Genomic DNA, 16,073 nt, shown 5'->3' with positions numbered 1-16,073 from the left:
CTGGCGGCTGAACAAAACCGAACTGACCGGTACAGGTATTGTGCCGGAAACCTGGACCGACGGAGCCGGTTTCCCGCGGGAAAGACAATCCCATCGCGCGGGCCCCGCGGGCCGCCGGATCGGATCCGGCTCGGCGCCACGGGTCCGCTGCGGCAAGATAGCCGGATGCCCGACGCCGCGATGCCCGACTTCCGCCTCTACCACTCCAATTCCCTGGACGTGCTGGCGGGCCTGTTGGCGGCCGAGCTGCGCCGGCCCATGCCCGGACAGCCGTTGCTGGCGCCGGAGCTGGTGCTGATTCCGCAGGTGGCGATGCGGCGCTGGCTGCAGGCCACGCTGGCGGCCGAACACGGGGTGGCGGCGAACCTGGAATTCCTGACTCCCGGTGAGTTCGTCGCCCGCGCGCTGGCCGCCAACGTGCCCGGCGAAGGCGAGGATCTGGACGCGGCCGGCCTGCGCTGGCGCCTGTACGCGGCGCTGACCGATCCGGCGCTGCTGGCGCGGCCCGCGCTGGCGGCGCTGCGCGCCTATCTGGCCGGCGGCGACCCGGTGAAGCCATGGGCGCTGGCCGGCGAGCTGGCCGGCGTGTTCGAGAAGTACCAGGCCTGGCGCCGCGACTGGCTGCTGCGCTGGGAAGCCGGCGCCGATCCGGAAGATCCGCAGGCGCTGCTGTGGCGGCACATCGCCGCCGGGCGCGAACATCGCGCGCGCCGCATCCAGCAATATCTCGATCGCTTCGCCGGCCCCGACTCGGCGCTGCCGGCCGGCTTGCCGGGGCGCCTGTTCGCCTTCGCCACCCTCAATATTTCGCCCGACGTGCTGCGCGTGGTCGCCACCCAGGCGCGCGCCGGCACCCTGCATTTCTATCTGCCCACGCCCACCCAGGCGTATTGGGGCGATCTGCAGACACTGGGCGAACGCCTGCGCGCGGGCGTGGCCGATCCCTTTGCCGGGCAAGCCGGCGAGAACCCGCTGTTGCAGGCCTGGGGCGCGGCCGGTCGCGATTTCATGGCCGTGCTCGGCAGTTACGAAGTGGTGCATCCGGCCGGCGAAATCGCCGCCTATGCCGATCCCGAACAGGACCCCGCGCCCACCCTGGCCGAGGGCGGTCTGTCCGACAGCCTGCTGCACCGCATGCAGCGGGATCTGTTCCATCGTCGTCCCGCGCCATCCGGTCCGCCGCGCGGGCAGGTGGATCGCCAGGATCCCGGCCTGCAGATCCACGCCTGCCACACCCGCCTGCGGGAAGTGCAGGTACTGCATGACCAACTGCGCGCGCTGCTGGACGACAAACGATTCGATCCGCCGCTGCAGCCGCGCGAGATCGCGGTGCTGGCGCCGGACATCGATCCCTACGTGCCGTATCTGGACGCGGTGTTTGGCGGCGAAGGCCACGCCGATGCACTGCCATGGGCGCTGGCCGACACCAGTCCGCTGGCCAGCGAACCGCTGGCCGAGGTCTTCCTGCGCCTGCTGGCGCTGCCGATCTCGCGCTTCGGCCTGGACGAGATCCTCGATCTTCTGGCCAGCGCGCCGGTGGCCGAGGCCGCCGGGCTGGACACCGACGCCATCGAGCGCCTGCATGGCTGGCTGCGCGCGGCCGGCGCGCGCTGGGGTCTGGACGCCGCGCACCGCGCCGCGTCCGCTGCGCCCGCCGACGACGCCTACACCTGGCAGTTCGCGCTGGATCGGCTGTTGCTGGGCCACGCCAGCGGCGCCGCGGACGAGATCGCCGGGGTCGCGCCGTGGACGGAGCTCGAAGGCGGCGCGCTCGATGCGCTCGACACCCTGATCCGCCTGTTGCGCGAACTGGCCCGCCAGCGCCGCGACCTGGGCCAGGCGCTGGCGCCCGCGCAGTGGCGCGAACGCCTGTTGCGCCTGCTCGACGCGCTGCTGCCGGAGCGCCCGGCTGCGCCGCGCGCGCAACGCGCGCTGGATCGCCTGCGCACGCTGATTGATCGCTTCGCCCGCGACGCCGAGGCCGCCGGCCACGACGCCGAGGTGCCGGCGGAAGTGGTGCGCGCGCACTTCACCGAACTGCTCTCGGAAGCCGACACCCGCGCGCCGCTGCTCACCGGCGGCATCAGCGTGGGCCGGATGGTGCCGATGCGGCTGTTGCCATTCCGGGTGACCTGCCTGATCGGCATGAACGACGGCGAGTTCCCGCACCGGGATCCGGCCGCCGGCCTCAACCGCCTCACCGCCGAACTGGGCACCGAGCGCCGCCGGCATGGCGACCGCTCCACCCGTGAGGACGATCGCTATCTGTTCCTGCAACTGTTCGCGGCCGCGCAGGATGTGTTCTACCTCAGCTACCAGGGCGCGGATCCGCGCGACGGCAGCGCCCGCGAGCCTTCGGTGCTGGTCAGCGAACTGCTGGACGCGGCGGCGGCGTACCACGCCGATCCGGCCGCGCGGAAAGCGCTGGTGGTGCAGCATCCCTTGCAGCCGTTCGCGCCGGCGGCGTTCGGTGGCGACGAACCACGCCGCTTCAGTTATCGCGCGCAATGGCGTCCGGCCGCGGATCGCCTGGGTGGCGCGCGCGCCGCGTTGTCGCCGTGGCTGGCCGACGCGCTGCCGGCGCCGGAGGTGCCCGCCACCGATCTGTCGCTGGACACGCTGCGTCGTTTCTTCGCCGATCCGCACGGCCAGTTCCTCGCCCAGCGGCTGGGTCTGCGGCTGCCGGAGCCGATCGAACAGGCCGAGGATGTCGAACCGCTGGTGCTGCCCGGCCGCGGGCTGGAGCGCGCCGCCCTGCAACAGGCGGTGATCGAGGCGCTCGACGCCGGCGAGGAGCCCGGCCTGCGCGCCCGCCTGCGCGCCCGCGCGCTGCTGCCTTCCGGCGCGCTGGGCGAACGCCAGTTCGAAACCCTGCTCGCGGAAATCCGCCCGTTCGTGCAGGCGCGCCGCGACTGGCTGGCGAACGACGTCGTCACCTCCGAGCGCTATGAAGTCCGCATCGACGATGTGCAGCTGCACGGCCGCGTCGCCGACGTGCATCCACGCGGACTGGTGCGGATGCGCGCGGACCCGATCAACGGCAACGCCGCGCTGCGCTGGGGCCTGGATTGGCTGCTCGCCAACGCGGCCGGCGCGCGACTGCCGCTGGTGCAGTTCCATGACGGCGGCGATGGTCCGGGCCTGTACGTGATCGACGCGCCGGACGAGGCACAGGCGCGCGATGCGTTGCGGCAACTGCTTTCCCTGCATGCCCGGGGCCTGCGCGAACCGCTGTGGTTCGCGCCCTATACCGGCTGGGACATCTGGAACGCCGATCCGGAGAAGCGTCGCGGTGTCGCCTGGAAGCGCTGGCACGGCGACGGCAACGGCGGCTGGGCCGAGGGGGAGGGCGAGGCGATCCGGCTCGCGCTGCGCGGTCGGGACCCGTTCGCCAACGAAACCGACTATCGCCAGCTGGAAGACACCAGCCTGGCGATCTACGACCTCGTGCGGCGCGGCCATGCACGTGACCACGATGCCGCGGAAGGAGCCGCCGCATGACTGCGACCATGCCCGCGGCCAATGCCTACCTGACCCGCACGCTCGATGGCGTGCAGCTGATCGAAGCCAGCGCCGGCACCGGCAAGACCTACACGCTCGCCACCCTGTTCACCCGCCTGATCGTCGAACAGCGCCTGCGCATGGGCCAGGTGCTGGCGGTGACCTACACCGAGGCCGCCACCCAGGAACTGCGCAAGCGCATCCGCGAACGCCTGTCGCTGGCCGCCGGCCTCGTCGGCACGCTCGCCGGCAACGACGACAGCCACGAGGCCGCGCTGACCCGCGGCATTCTCCAGCGCCAGCTCGAACGCGGCGAGGAAACTCCCGACCAGTTGTCCCGCCGCCTGCGCATCGCGGCGGAGGAAACCGATCTGGCCGCGATCTTCACCATCCACGGTTTCTGCGCGCGCGTGCTGCGCGAGCACGCGCTGGAAACCGGGCAGGGCTTCGATGCGTTCGAACTGCTCGGCAACGCGCGCGACCTGTATGCCGAGGTGGCCGCGGATCTGTGGCGCATGCACGCGGCCGATCCGGCGGATGCCGACGCGCTGATGGGCCTGTGGAACGGACCGGACGCGCTGGCGGGGGACTTGCCGGCGCTGTGCGGACCGTTACCGCTGTATCCGCAGGTGCCGCCCGATGCCGATCCGCGGGCGCAGGCTGAAACACAGGCCGTGCGCGCGGCCCGTGCCGCGAATCTGATCGAGGCCATCGCCAACCATCAGGCCGATGCGCGCGCGGCGATCGCCGCGGCGTTCGACAACAAGGTGTTCGATGGCCGGCGCGCGCGGCGGCCGAGCTTCGACAAGGCGTTCGAGGAACTCCAGGCGGGCACGCGGCTGGGCGACTGGCCACGCACCGACAAGACCCACGTGCAGAAGCTGTTGCCGGACGCGTTGGCCGGCTTCTGCAAGGAAGGACAGGGTGCCGGCGCGCCGGCTTCGCCGCTGTTCGACGCCTTGCGCGATTGGTGCGAGGCCGATACGGCCTGGCAGCGGGTGCAGCTGCTGCAACGCACGGCCCTGCTGCACCGCTTGCGCGCCGAGGCGCGGCAGCGCCTGGACGCGCTCAAGCGGTTGCGCCGCGTGCGCACCTACGATGATCTGATCGAAGGCGTCGCCGAAGCGCTGGAAGGTCCGCACCGGCAGGCGCTGGTGGCGCGGTTGCGCGCGCAGTACCGGGTCGCGCTGGTGGATGAATTCCAGGACACCGACGAGCGCCAATGGCGGATCTTCGCACGGGTGTTCGGCGACTCGGACGAGGTGCGCGCGATCGGCGACGTACCGGCGCTGTTCCTGATTGGCGATCCCAAGCAGGCCATCTACGGCTTCCGTGGCGGCGACGTGGCCACCTACCTGCTCGCGCGTGGCGAAGCCGACGAGGCGCCGCGGCTGGATCACAACTTCCGCTCGCGCCCCGGCGTGCTGCGCGCCGTCCAGGCGCTGTACGACGGCGCGCGGGAGGCGGGGCAGGACGCCTTTCTCCATCCCGGCATCCAGTTCGAACCCGTGAATGCCGGCGGCAAGCGCGGTGACGCCGACTATCTGCGCGATGGCGAACCGGCGCCCGCGTTGACCCTGCGCCTGCTGCGTCAGGCGGATGGCCAGCCGCTCGGCGCCGACGGCTCGCGCGACGCCGCCACCGCCGCCTGCGTGGCCGAGATCCATCGCGTATTGAACGACGCGCGCGAAGGCCGCGCGCTGCTCGACGGCCGTCCGGTGCGTCCAGGCGATATCGCCGTGCTGGTACGCAACCATCGTGACGCCACCCGTATGCAGCAGGCGCTCGCGCGCGCCGGCGTGCCCGCCGTCGCCGCCGGCAAGCAGAGCCTGTTCGAGACCACCGAAGCCGGTGAACTGCGCACCCTGCTGCTGGCGCTGCTGCAACCGGCCGACAGCGGCCGCCTGCGCGCTGCGTTGTCCACCGTGCTGCTGGGCGAGGACGCCCACGCGATTGCCGCGCTGGAAACCGAAGGCGACGCGCAGCGGCACCACCAGGCCCGCCTGCTGCACTGGCGCGAGCGCTGGCAGCGCAGCGGTCCGTTCGCGCTGGTGTCCGACCTGTGCGCCGAACAGGCCGAACGCCTGCTTGGCCTGATCGACGGCGAGCGCCGCATGACCAACTACCTGCAGTTGGGCGAACAGTTGCAGGAAGCCGCCGCGCACACGCTCGGCCTGCACGGCCTGCTCGACTGGTTGCAGGCGCGCATCGCCAACGCCGATCCCGACGACGAGACCCAGCTGCTGCGACTGGAATCGGACGCGCTCCGCGTGCAGATCGTCACCCTGCACAAGAGCAAGGGCCTGGAGTACCCGCTGGTCTATCTGCCCTTCACCGGCATCGGCACGCGCCGTCCGGACAGTGGCCGCCACCGCGTGCTGCACGAAGGCGGCCGCCGCGTGTTGCGCTGGCGCATCGACAAGGAGGATCCGGCGTGGAAGGCCGCCGGCGACGCGGCTTCCGGCGATGGCCAAGCCGAGGACGCACGCCTGCTCTATGTCGGCCTCACCCGCGCCGAGCATGCGCTGTGGATCGCGGCGGGCGACATCACCGACTTCGCCAGGAGTCGCCTCGCGCCGCTGCTGGCCGGCGCCGAATCGCTGCGCGGGCACGCCGATGTCCGCATCGTCGAAGGCCCGGCCGAACCGCCGCCGCCGCGCCTGCCCGCCGAACACGACGCCGGCGTGGCGCCCGCGCGCGTCGCCCGCCGACGTATCGCCGCCGACTGGTGGGTCTACAGCTTCACCCAGCTCGCCCACGCCGAATCCGGCGCCGACCCGCTGGCCGCCGCCACCCAGGCCGACCCCGGCGGCGAGGACGAAACCCGCGTGGCCGACGTCGACGAAGCCAGCATTGAAACCACCGCCTCCGTCTTCACCGCCGATCCGCGTTTCGCCGGCAGCCACTTCGGCGTGGTCATGCACGCCGCGCTGGAGGACGCCGACTTCGCCGCCTGGCGCGACTGGCGGCCCGGCGACGATGCGCCCGCCGGACAGGATCGGATCATCGCCGACGCCCTGCGCGCGGGGGGTTACGCCGAAGCCGATGTCGCCGACGGCCTCGCCGTGCTGGTGCCGCTGATCGGCCATACGCTGGGCACGGTGATGCCCGAAGGCGGTCGCCTGGCCGACCTGCCACCGGACATGCGCCGCGCGGAAATCGAATTCCACTTCGCCATGACTTCCACGCCGGTCGCCGCGCTGCTCGCGTTGCTGCACGAGCATGGCGTGCTGCGCCAGCGGCACGCGTTCGGCCTGCGCCAGCGGCTGGAAGGCCTGATGACCGGCCTGATCGATCTGACCTACTGCCAGGACGGGCGCTGGTACGTGCTGGACTACAAGTCCAACCAGTTGCCCGGTTACGACGCCGCCTCGATGCAGCAGGCGATGGCGCACAGCGAGTACGACCTGCAGGCGCTGATCTACACGCTGGCCCTGCATCGCTGGCTGCGTTTCCGGCTGGGCGACGCCTATGACTATGCACGCGACTTCGGCGGCGTGCGCTACCTGTTCTGCCGCGGCATGGATCTCACCCGGGATCCCTCGCCCGGCGTCCACGCCCAACGCTTCGCCCCCGAGCTTGTCCATGCGCTGGACACCCTGTTCGCCGGCGTTTCTTCCCGCGACCACGATTCGCTCCCTCCCCCGCACGCGGGGGAGGGCCGGGGTGGGGGCAACCGCGCAGGTGATCGCGCATGAACACCCACAACCTCCTCGCCAACCTCTGGCAAGCCGGCCACCTGCGCACCCTCGATCACGCGCTCGCCCAGAGCCTGCGCCGTCTCGATCGCGACACTCCCGACGACGTCCTCGCCGCCACCGCGCTCGCTTCGCTCGCCGTCTCCAAGGGCCATGCCGGGCTGCTGCTCGCACAGCCGCAGGCACTGCTGGAGACGGATGCCGATATCGCCTGGCCGGCAGCGGACACGTGGGCTTCGCAACTGGCGGCGTCGCGCTGGGTTGCCACCCCGGATGATCCGGTTGCTGTTTCCGATCCGCATGCGCCGCTGGTGCTGGAGCGGGGACTGCTCTACCTGCGTCGTTATCGCGAATACGAACGCCAACTGGCGGAGGGTCTGCGGCGTATCGCGGCGCATCGAGTTGGTGCGGGAGAAGTGTCCGCGCTTGATGCGTTGTTTGTTCGACTGTTTCCGGGTGCCCCCATCCCAACCCGGCCCGGCCCGGCGCAGCACGCCGGGCGTTCGGATCATCCGCGCGGCAGTGACGCGCAAACGGATGCTCCTCACCCCCCGCACGCGGGGGAAGGGCTCAAGGTAGAGAAGAATCAGACACTTCCTCTATTCGCGGAGGAGCAATTCGGTGCTGAACCCAACAAACCCCTTCCCGCGCCTGCGGGGGAAGGGGCCCGAAGGGCGGATGGGGGCAACACGACCATCGATCACCAGGCACTGGCCGCCACCCTCGCCCTCCATCACAGCCTCCTGCTCGTCACTGGCGGCCCCGGCACCGGCAAGACCACTACCACCGCGCGCCTGCTGGTGCTGCTCGCGGCACAGGCGCGCGATGTCGGCCACCCGCTGCCGCGCATCGCCCTGGCCGCGCCCACCGGACGCGCCGCCGAGCGCATGGCCGAAAGCGTGCGCCATGCCATCCAGGCACTGGCCGCCGCCGGCATCGACGCCGACCTGCTTTCCGCATTGCCCACCACCGGCACCACCCTGCATCGCCTGCTCGGCACGATTCCCGACTCGCCGCGCTTCCGCCACGACGCCGATCATCCCTTGCCGTTCGACGTCGTGGTCGTGGACGAAGCCTCCATGGTCGATCTGCCACTGATGGCCAAGCTGGTCGACGCCATCCCCGACGGCTCACGGCTGGTGCTGCTGGGCGATCCGGATCAGCTGCCCTCGGTGGAGGCGGGCGACGTCCTGTCCGCCATCCTCGCCGCCGCCATCGACGGGATCGCCCATCGTCCCGGCGAAGGCAGCGACCCGCACCCGGGCACGCAGGAAACCTTTTCCGGCATCCGCGTCCATCTCCAGCGTGGCTGGCGCCAGAGCGAGTCGCTGCAACTCGCTCCCCTCGCCGACGCCGTGCGCGCAGGCGACGCCGACACCACGCTCGCCCTGCTGCGCGCCGGTGAACTGTCCAACGTCCGCTTCCACGAAAACCTCGCCGACCCGCTGCAAACCCAGCAGGACGCCTTGCTCGCCCACTGGCAAGCGTTGGCGACCGCGACCACGCCCGCACAGGCGCTGGCACTCTCCAGCCGCCTGCGCATCCTCACCGCCGTGCGCGAAGGCCCGCAGGGCGCGCGCACGCTCAATGCGCGCATCGAACGCCTGCTGCTGGAAAGCCAGGGCGCCGGCCTGCCCCGCGCCGCCGGGCAGGGCCACTTCCACGGCCAACTGCTCATCGTCACCGAGAACAGCTACCGCCACCGCCTGTTCAATGGCGATATCGGCATCTGCCTGAGGGACGAACAGGGCGCGCTCGCCGCCTGGTTCCCCGGCGACGACCCGGCCCAGCCACGCGCCTTCCATCCCGCCGCCCTGCCCGCGCACGAATCCGCTTTCGCCATGACCGTGCACAAGGCCCAGGGCTCGGAATTCGACACCGTCTGGCTGCTGCTCCCCGCCCGCACCAACCGCGTGCTCTCGCGCGAGCTGGTCTACACCGGCCTTACCCGCGCCCGCCGCGAACTGCACGTGGCCGGTGGCGAAGCGGTGATCCGCGAAGCACTGGCGAGGCACGCGAGCCGGTGGTCGGGGTTGGGGTGGCGGTTGGCTTCGACTTGACCGAGGCTGTCACCGGCTTGCCCGGATGGCATCCTTAGCCATGCGGTCCGCATGCACCCACACCCCATCATCCGAGGAAATCCCGATGCGCCTTGAAAAGCTCTTCGCGATGAAATTCTCCAGCGTGTATCCGCTGTACCTCAAGAAAGTGGAATCCAAAGGGCGTTCGCGTGAGGAGCTCGACCAGGTCATCCGCTGGCTCACCGGCTACAGCGAGGCCGGCCTGCGCAAGCAGATCGAATCCGACACCAGCCTCGAATCCTTCTTCGCGCAGGCGCCGCAACTGAATCCCAACGTCTCGTTGATCACCGGCGTGGTGTGCGGCGTCCGGGTGGAGGAGGTCGAGGATCCGCTGATGCGGAAAATCCGCTACCTGGACAAGCTGGTCGACGAGCTGGCGAAGGGCAAGGCGATGGAGAAGATCCTGCGCAAATAGGGAATGTCCCGCACGATCACTCGTCCGCGACACGCTCCAGATCCGTCCAGAACGGGAACATGTTCATGTTCTCGGAGGTCTTGCGCCAGGCGACGATTTCGCCGTCGATCCGGTTGCCGCGCAGCTTCAATGCCAATGCCAGATCCTTCAGCCCTTCGCGGCGGGTATCCGGGCTGCCGACATCGCCCTTGACCTCGCCCGACACCAGCCCGTCAATCAGGCCGAAATCGGCAATCGGATTGGCCGGGCCGTCGCCGACCGCCAGGGTCGCCTTGCCGGCATCCGCAATGACCATCGTGATCGGCACGCGCCGGCCCTGCGCCAGCAGCGTCCCGCGCCAGGTGCCGCGATAGTCCTTCACTGGCTGCAAGGGCAGCAGCGGCGCGTTCGCCGGCCGGGGCAGACGGGTCCAGCCGGGCACCACCGTTTTCAGCAGGCGGTCGCGCACGTCGTCGATAAAGTTCTTCTCGCCGCGCCGGTTGCTGAGCACGATCACCGCGGCGTTGGCCGACGGCACCAGCACGAACTCCGCCTTGACGCCCGCCTGGCCGCCGCCGTGATGCAGCACGCCGATCCGTCCGGGCTCGTCGTAGATCTCCCAACCCATCCCATAGTGGAAGTGCGGCGCGACCTGCGTGGCCGGACGATGCAGCTCGTCCAGTTGCGCCTGGCCCAGAATCCTCGCGGAGGCGTCCAGCCCTTCGCCGCCCAGGTGCAGCATCGCGAACCGCGCCAGATCGTGCGCGCTGGCGTACAGCTCGCCGGAACCCGGCGTGCCGGTCAGGTAGAACGGTAGCGGCTTGCCGTCGTCGTTGTAGCGCACGGCCATTTCCGCGCGGCGCGACAGATCGGTGTCGAAGAAGCTGTCCTTCATGCCCAGCGGCCGCAGGATGCGATCGCGCAGGAAGGCGCCGAGCTCCTGTTCCGATTGGCGCGCGACGATCTCGCCCAGGATGCCCATCGCCACGTTGGAATACTCGTAGCGCTCGCCGACCGGCGCGATCAGGTGGCCATAGTCGCGGATCAGTTCCGGCATGGTCGGTTGCCTGGCGACGCCGCCCTCGGGATACATCGAGAAGAACGTCGGCAAGCCCGACGAATGCGTCGCCAGCCGGCGCACGGTGGCCTCGCGCGAAGGCCCGTTCGCGTCGACGATCTTTTCCACGCCCAGATAGTCATTGGCCGGGCGATCCAGATCCAGCTTGCCTTCGGTCGCCAGCATCATCACTGCCTGGGTGGTGAACGGCTTGGTGGTCGAGGCCACCGAGAACGCCGTGTGCGCCGTCGCCGGCCGGCGCGCTTCGCGATCGGCCCAGCCGAAGCCCTGCTCCCAGATAATCCGGCCGTCCTTGACCACCGCCATCGAAATACCGGTGAGCCGGCCGGCCGCGACTTCCTTCTCGACGTCCGCCTGGATCGCCGCATACGGTTCCGGCGGCTCCGCGGCGCTGGCCGCGAACAGGGCGGACAGCCACAGGGCGGAACCGAGCAATATGCAAAACAGGCGGAGCTTGCGCGCTGGACTCATGTGCCTTTTCCTCGCCGGGATTGCCCAATGGGATGCGTGAACCACACGCGCGGTTTAATCCGCCTTGCGCCTTCCCGCACACCGAAGCGAACTCAACCACGCAATCGCGCCCTGTAGGAGCGACGTTAGTCGCGACCGCGTCACGCCCCCGAGGACTTCAATCAGTCAGATATCCATCTTCGAACAGGCAATGGCAGTCGTTGACCACAATATACGAAACATATATATTTCGTATAGTCCAACCACTGGAAAGACCCATGGGCATAGTCAACATCGATGACGACCTCCACGACCAGATTCGTCGTGCCTGCACCGTGACCAGCCGCTCCATCAACGCGCAGGCCAACTTCTGGATCAAGGTCGGCATGCTCTGCGAAATGAATCCGGAACTGAGTTTCCAGGACATCGTCGCCAACGAATTGCGCGCGGCCGGCGTGCGACCGCAAACCCTGCGCCCGGGCCGCACGTGATCAAGAGCACTGCCGAAATCGCGTTGATGGCGGAAGCCGGATCGCTGCTGGCCAAGGTGTTCGACGCGCTGGGTCGTATGGATCTGGAAGGGCGGAATACGCTGGACATCAACGATTTCGTCGAGCGCATGATCGTCGGCGAACTGAAAGCGCGGCCCGCCAGCAAGGGACAGTACGGATTTCCGTATGTGCTCAACGCCTCCATCGACGACGTCGTCTGCCATGGCATGCCGTCGAAGGACGACGTGCTGCGCGGCGGCCAGATTGTCAACCTGGATATCACCCTGGAAAAGAACGGCTACATCGCCGATTCCAGCACCACCTACTTGGTGGGCGAGGTCGCCTATCCGGCGCGAAGGCTGGTGGCCACCGCCTACCGCGCCATGTGGCAGGGCATCGCGGCGGTGCGTCCGGGCGCGCGCCTGGGTGACATCGGCCACGCCATCGCCCACTACGCGCGCGCGCATGGCTACAGCGTCGTGAAGGAATATTGCGGCCATGGCATCGGCCGCGAAATGCACGAGGACCCACAGGTGCTCCACTACGGCACGCCGGGCACCGGGCTGGAACTGGAAGAGGGCATGGTGTTCACCATCGAGCCCATGCTCAACGCCGGCCGGGCAGCCATTCGCTCCCATCCGGATGAATGGCCGGTCTACACCCGCGACGGCAAGTTGTCAGCGCAGTTCGAGCACACCGTGGCGGTGACCCGGACCGGCGTGCGGGTGCTGACCTTACGCTCGGGGGAGAAGGCTCCGCTGTGTGCGATGAGCTGATTTGGTTCAATACCGGGAGCGCGAACCGCTTTCCGGCCGTAAGCTCACTTGCGTATTCTGCTTTCCGCCGACGCGTTGTACGATTTTGTCCCCGGATCAGACCCGCAAGGCAAGGCGTCCCATGCCGCTTTATAGATGCTCTATCTGCGGAGAGAACTTTCCAGGCGCCATGCTGGGCGAATCGTCACCAATTGGTTTCTATACGACACGTTTCGTGGAGGCTTCCAATCCGGACGAGGCCGAGATGCTTGCGTTGGGCCTCCTTCGTGACGAAGAGATTTTCAATGTTCCTCCAGAATCAAGGTCAGAGGATGCAAGGGTTTTCTTCGAGGAAATCTTGGAGGTTCCAATGAATGCCGACCGGGTTACCGGCAGTGGCTTTACCTTCTTCGTCATGGGGACCTAGCAGGTCAGAAAAGTGGAACCTGCGCCGTCCATCCGGCATGGGACCAGGGTCATCTCCAGACGACGATCTCATATTCTGAATCATCCATTGGTCAATACCGTTCTTCATCCCGCCTGCGAAGCCTCGAACACCGCCAACTGCGCCGCGAACGCCCGCTGATACGCTGGCCTCGCTTCCCCTCGCGCCACATAGGCGGCGAGGTTCGGATACTCGTCCACCAGGTTCGAACTGCGCAGCCGTTGCAGCACCGAGATCATCAGCAGGTCGCCGGCGCTGAAGGCACCATCCAGCCAGTCGGCGTCGCCCAGGCGCGCGGAGAGCTGGGCCAGCCGGGTCCGGACCCGCTGCTCGATCATGGCAATGCGCGGTTCGAACCAGGGCTCGCCGCTCTCGAAGATCCTCATCATGCCGTGCTCGACGATGGGCGGCTCCATCGTGCTGACCGCGGTGAACATCCAGGTGATTGCGCGCGCGCGGCCATTGGGGTCTTCGGGAAACAAGCCGGCGTGGCGCTCCGCGATGTGGAGCACGATGGCGCCCGAGTCGAACAGTGTCAGGTCGCCTTCCTCATAGGTAGGAATCTGGCCGAAGGGCTGCAGCGCCAGGTGTCCGGGTTGCTTCAGCGCGGCGAAGGACAACAGCCGCGCATCGTAGGGTTGACCGGTTTCCTCCAGCGCCCAGCGCACGCGCACGTCGCGCGACAGGCCCTTGCCGCGATCCGGCGAGCTTTCGAAGGCAGTGATGGTGGGGCTCATGGCGGGTCTCCTGATGATGGGAACGGCGCTGCCGCGCCGCCTTCTCTGGATAGACGAACGACCTGGCGGGAAATCGACAGGCCGTCAGAACCGGTGATTTGTCCAACCAGGAAAGGCATAAGTAGTATGGGGGACCCAGGAACCTCCATTGGATGGTGGTCGCACATGGTCCACCCGCATTCGATCCTGTCCACCCAGAATCTGGAGACGGTCAGATTGCATCTGGAATCTTCGGGATTCGCGGTCGTCCTCCATTGGCATCTTTTCGGTGCGAGCCATCCGACCCCGCTGGCTTTCAGCGACTTTGAGACTTTTCGTGACTTTCTGGCGTCAGCAACCAAGCCAGGTGATGCCATCGACGTTTGGCCATTTCCGACTGAGGAAGGCCAGCGAATCGCTTTCGGAAAGATCCCCGACACCGATGGGGGAATCGAACAGGGGGGTGCCTACTGATGCATCCTGATATCAGGACACTGAGAGAAGCGCTCGCCCTGCCCGTCGCCACATTCAGCTGCTCGGCCATGGCAGCGTGCCTGCTGGCCGCGACGGCGTGGGGCGCCGGGCCGCATGCGCCCCTTGTCAAGGGCGACTTCAGCGTCATGGTCTTTCTCGCTTTCGTTGTTTGCCTCCCCTACGTCGTAATCGTCGGTCTTCCGGTGGGATTGTTCCTCGTCCACAAGCGCATGTTCAGGGCCATCCCCGCGCTAGTGGCGGGAGCCATTGCGGCCAGCCCGCTGCCGCTTATCTTTCTGGCATCAGCATTTTTTGGGCCCATCTCGGCCGGCGAGGTCGGCGTTGCAGTTGCTTTCCTTCTTGTCGCTTCGGTGGTGGGCGGATTCTCCGGGCTGGCGTTCTACTGGACGCACCGGTTCATGAGCCCTGAGCATCTCCTCACCCCAACGCATCCCGCCAGTTGAGCCACCACGCCTTGGGCGGGCGCGGAATCTGTTCCCACCATAGATTCATGGCGTGCACGCTGCCGTGCCGCCAGGCTTTGCGGTGATTGGGATCCGGAACCGGTCCATCGAACATCGTGGCGAGTCTCGGGTAGATAGGGCCGGACGCGAGTGCCGGATAGCGGGTGAGCAGGGTGAGCAGGGTAAAGCGGTCGGATGCGATGGCCGTCTGGGCGACGACCGCCTCGATGTCGGATGCGCGGTTTCCCTCCGACATCGCCAGGTCCAGGCGCTCGACCGCGCGCCGGAACCCGACCGTCGCCGAAGTCGCAAGCGGAATGCCACTGCGCTGTTCGTTGAAGTCGAGCGTCGAGCCCGCCGGCACCAGCGTCTCCTGCCCGTTCACCCGATGCATGATCCAGCCGCTGGTGACGTGGATGGTTCCTTCGCCACGTGCGTCGCGGATCATGTCGAACTCGCAACCCAGATCGACGGTTTCGCTGGCGCCCGCCGCGATGCCGAAATAGCCGGGTGGCGCCCAGATGCGCGCGCGCACGCGGCCTTCCAGCAGGTCGAGGCGATGGTGTCCGGTGCGTGTGTCCGAGAGCGTGACCCGCGTGCCTGGAAGAATCTCCATCCGGCCGATGCGCGCGACCCGGATCGTCGCCGACTGATTGGCGGCAGTCGCCAACGTCTGGCCCACCGCCCACGTCTGCGGCAAGGTACGCACGTCCGTTTCGACCGCCCACTGCCGCTGATCGCTCCATTGCAGGCGCCAGGGCAGCCATGTCGCGATGCCGATCGCGCATGCGGCCAGCGTCGCGGCAACGGCGAAGACGACACGGCGCCTGCGCCCGCCCACTCGCGAGGGACGCGGCTTCGGCCAGATGACATCGGTCTTGGGCACATGGCGATACGCACCCAGCGCCGATGCCAGGCGTTCGAGATCCGGATCACAGGGCAGATCCGGGTCCCACAGCGGATCAGGTTTCTCAGTCATCGGTCATCTCCTCTTGCCGGGACGCGATGCCCAGCGCGTCGCGCAGCCGGCCCATGCCGCGATGAAGATTCACCCGCACCGACTGAGGCGTCAGTCCAGTGAGCTGCGCAATCTCCGGTCCGCTCAAGCCTTCGACCAACCGCAGGATCAGGGTCTCGCGATAGGCTTCGGGCAACTGCCGGATTGCGCGCAAGGCCTCGCTCGCCTGCGCCATCGATTCGGGGCTGGATCCTGGCCAGGCCGGTTCGTCCGCATCCGCCAGTTCCTGTTCCTCGATGGCCGCCGCCGGTCGGGTGCGCCGCGCGATCATCGCGATCCACGGGCCGAAGCGTTCCGGCTCGCGCAGCTGATCCAGCTTGCCGAAGGCGATGGCGAAGGTTTCCTGGGTCAGCTCCTCCGCCCGCGCACGCGAGGTCATGCCCAGATGGATGGCGTGCACCAGCGGCGCGAAACCGCGATACAGCCAGGCAAATGCCGCCTGCGACCCGCGCTGGGCCGCGTGTACTTGCCGGGCGATGTCCTGGGGCGGTGTCGCGACCTTCATGTC

Annotated in this window: 13 protein-coding genes; 9 read left to right on the top strand and 4 right to left on the bottom strand. The window is 68.3% G+C overall.

Going from position 1 to position 16,073, the window contains the following annotated elements; all coding sequences use genetic code 11:
- Positions 1 to 165: 165 nt before the first annotated feature.
- From recC to IB228_RS09750, 4 genes are all read left to right on the top strand, one after another.
- Positions 166 to 3,501 (top strand): exodeoxyribonuclease V subunit gamma, encoded by a 3,336-nt coding sequence (gene recC, locus IB228_RS09765; RefSeq protein WP_192198247.1) that lies wholly within the window; start codon positions 166 to 168, stop codon positions 3,499 to 3,501.
- Positions 3,498 to 7,199 (top strand): exodeoxyribonuclease V subunit beta, encoded by a 3,702-nt coding sequence (recB, locus tag IB228_RS09760; protein WP_225562370.1) that lies wholly within the window; start codon positions 3,498 to 3,500, stop codon positions 7,197 to 7,199. The genes recC and recB overlap by 4 nt, the downstream gene beginning before the upstream one ends.
- The gene (gene recD / locus IB228_RS09755; protein ID WP_192198246.1) at positions 7,196 to 9,259 is read left to right on the top strand and encodes an exodeoxyribonuclease V subunit alpha; all 2,064 of its coding nucleotides are present in this window, start codon (positions 7,196 to 7,198) and stop codon (positions 9,257 to 9,259) included. Before recB ends, recD begins: the two co-directional genes overlap by 4 nt.
- A gap of 85 nt (positions 9,260 to 9,344) precedes the next feature.
- Positions 9,345 to 9,695, top strand: a complete 351-nt coding sequence (locus tag IB228_RS09750; protein WP_192198245.1) for a DUF2200 domain-containing protein — start codon at positions 9,345 to 9,347, stop codon at positions 9,693 to 9,695.
- A gap of 16 nt (positions 9,696 to 9,711) precedes the next feature.
- Here the strand turns inward: IB228_RS09750 and IB228_RS09745 are convergent, their stop codons facing one another.
- Positions 9,712 to 11,223, bottom strand: coding sequence for a serine hydrolase domain-containing protein (locus tag IB228_RS09745; protein WP_192198244.1), 1,512 nt, complete (start codon positions 11,221 to 11,223; stop codon positions 9,712 to 9,714).
- 257 nt (positions 11,224 to 11,480) lie between these two features.
- Here IB228_RS09745 and IB228_RS09740 point away from each other — a divergent pair, with 257 nt between their 5' ends.
- The 3 genes from IB228_RS09740 to IB228_RS09730 all read left to right on the top strand — a co-directional run bounded on the left by IB228_RS09740 (position 11,481) and on the right by IB228_RS09730 (position 12,875).
- Positions 11,481 to 11,693, top strand: a complete 213-nt coding sequence (locus tag IB228_RS09740) for a ParD-like family protein (protein WP_141454886.1) — start codon at positions 11,481 to 11,483, stop codon at positions 11,691 to 11,693.
- Positions 11,690 to 12,469, top strand: coding sequence for a type I methionyl aminopeptidase (gene map / locus IB228_RS09735; RefSeq protein ID WP_192198243.1), 780 nt, complete (start codon positions 11,690 to 11,692; stop codon positions 12,467 to 12,469). The genes IB228_RS09740 and map overlap by 4 nt, the downstream gene beginning before the upstream one ends.
- Positions 12,470 to 12,638: 169 nt before the next feature.
- Positions 12,639 to 12,875: a hypothetical protein gene (locus tag IB228_RS09730; RefSeq protein ID WP_183639947.1), complete on the top strand. Its 237-nt coding sequence runs from the start codon at positions 12,639 to 12,641 to the stop codon at positions 12,873 to 12,875.
- 104 nt (positions 12,876 to 12,979) lie between these two features.
- Here the strand turns inward: IB228_RS09730 and IB228_RS09725 are convergent, their stop codons facing one another.
- Entirely contained in the window at positions 12,980 to 13,630 is a 651-nt protein-coding gene (locus tag IB228_RS09725) for a glutathione S-transferase family protein (RefSeq protein ID WP_192198242.1), read from the bottom strand.
- Between the two features lie 165 nt (positions 13,631 to 13,795).
- On the opposite strand from IB228_RS09725, the gene IB228_RS09720 reads away from it, so the two are divergent.
- Both IB228_RS09720 and IB228_RS09715 read left to right on the top strand, forming a co-directional pair.
- Positions 13,796 to 14,083 (top strand): hypothetical protein, encoded by a 288-nt coding sequence (locus IB228_RS09720; protein ID WP_192198241.1) that lies wholly within the window; start codon positions 13,796 to 13,798, stop codon positions 14,081 to 14,083.
- Complete coding sequence (locus IB228_RS09715) at positions 14,083 to 14,547, top strand: hypothetical protein (protein ID WP_192198240.1); 465 nt, start codon at positions 14,083 to 14,085, stop codon at positions 14,545 to 14,547. Before IB228_RS09720 ends, IB228_RS09715 begins: the two co-directional genes overlap by 1 nt.
- Here the strand turns inward: IB228_RS09715 and IB228_RS09710 are convergent.
- A complete protein-coding gene (locus IB228_RS09710) occupies positions 14,522 to 15,526 on the bottom strand; it encodes a hypothetical protein (RefSeq protein ID WP_192198239.1) in 1,005 nt (334 codons plus the stop codon). The genes IB228_RS09715 and IB228_RS09710 overlap by 26 nt on opposite strands.
- Complete coding sequence (locus tag IB228_RS09705) at positions 15,519 to 16,070, bottom strand: sigma-70 family RNA polymerase sigma factor (protein ID WP_192198238.1); 552 nt, start codon at positions 16,068 to 16,070, stop codon at positions 15,519 to 15,521. The genes IB228_RS09710 and IB228_RS09705 overlap by 8 nt, the downstream gene beginning before the upstream one ends.
- Positions 16,071 to 16,073 lie beyond the last annotated feature (3 nt).

The sequence above is a fragment of the Pseudoxanthomonas sp. PXM04 genome (assembly GCF_014851695.1).
Classification (GTDB): Bacteria; Pseudomonadota; Gammaproteobacteria; order Xanthomonadales; family Xanthomonadaceae; genus Pseudoxanthomonas_A; species Pseudoxanthomonas_A beigongshangi.
This window is presented reverse-complemented; position numbering and strand designations above follow the sequence as displayed.

What these genes read in the sequence shown, in the direction of transcription:
- IB228_RS09725 (WP_192198242.1), bottom strand. Translation starts at nt 13,630, where the DNA reads ATGAGCCCCACCATCACTGCCTTCGAAAGCTCGCCGGATCGCGGCAAG.
- IB228_RS09750 (WP_192198245.1), top strand. Translation starts at nt 9,345, where the DNA reads ATGCGCCTTGAAAAGCTCTTCGCGATGAAATTCTCCAGCGTGTATCCG.
- IB228_RS09705 (WP_192198238.1), bottom strand. Translation starts at nt 16,070, where the DNA reads ATGAAGGTCGCGACACCGCCCCAGGACATCGCCCGGCAAGTACACGCG.
- recB (WP_225562370.1), top strand. Translation starts at nt 3,498, where the DNA reads ATGACTGCGACCATGCCCGCGGCCAATGCCTACCTGACCCGCACGCTC.
- IB228_RS09740 (WP_141454886.1), top strand. Translation starts at nt 11,481, where the DNA reads ATGGGCATAGTCAACATCGATGACGACCTCCACGACCAGATTCGTCGT.
- recD (WP_192198246.1), top strand. Translation starts at nt 7,196, where the DNA reads ATGAACACCCACAACCTCCTCGCCAACCTCTGGCAAGCCGGCCACCTG.
- IB228_RS09715 (WP_192198240.1), top strand. Translation starts at nt 14,083, where the DNA reads ATGCATCCTGATATCAGGACACTGAGAGAAGCGCTCGCCCTGCCCGTC.
- IB228_RS09745 (WP_192198244.1), bottom strand. Translation starts at nt 11,223, where the DNA reads ATGAGTCCAGCGCGCAAGCTCCGCCTGTTTTGCATATTGCTCGGTTCC.
- IB228_RS09710 (WP_192198239.1), bottom strand. Translation starts at nt 15,526, where the DNA reads ATGACTGAGAAACCTGATCCGCTGTGGGACCCGGATCTGCCCTGTGAT.
- IB228_RS09730 (WP_183639947.1), top strand. Translation starts at nt 12,639, where the DNA reads ATGCTGGGCGAATCGTCACCAATTGGTTTCTATACGACACGTTTCGTG.
- recC (WP_192198247.1), top strand. Translation starts at nt 166, where the DNA reads ATGCCCGACGCCGCGATGCCCGACTTCCGCCTCTACCACTCCAATTCC.
- IB228_RS09720 (WP_192198241.1), top strand. Translation starts at nt 13,796, where the DNA reads ATGGTCCACCCGCATTCGATCCTGTCCACCCAGAATCTGGAGACGGTC.